Source organism: Larkinella sp. C7, assembly GCF_006149005.1.
GTDB lineage: Bacteria > Bacteroidota > Bacteroidia > Cytophagales > Spirosomataceae > Larkinella.
The window spans coordinates 530-737 of record NZ_VBSL01000071.1 but is presented as its reverse complement, the minus strand read 5'-3'; the positions used below and the strand labels follow the sequence as shown (position 1 = coordinate 737).

Genomic DNA, 208 nt, shown 5'->3' with positions numbered 1-208 from the left:
ATTAAAATCAGGATCAATCTCACGACTGCTTTCAGTGTTGAGACTTTCTACAATCGATTTGACCGTCCCATCATCTTGGATCCCTTTTAAGCGATTGGCTTCTTCTAATTCATTCAAAATCTGGTCCTTGAAACTTTTGCTTCCGGAAGCAGATTTTGACTTATCATCCTTAAAATCGGTCAAAGCTTCTCCTCCTCATAGTTATCAG

1 protein-coding gene is annotated in these 208 nt (G+C 38.9%); it reads right to left on the bottom strand.

Annotated elements, in window-relative coordinates; translation table 11 throughout:
• A partial coding sequence (locus tag FH871_RS34410) for a hypothetical protein (RefSeq protein ID WP_138995322.1) occupies window positions 1-183 on the bottom strand: 183 nt, incomplete at its 3' end.
• Window positions 184-208: the final 25 nt, after the last annotated feature.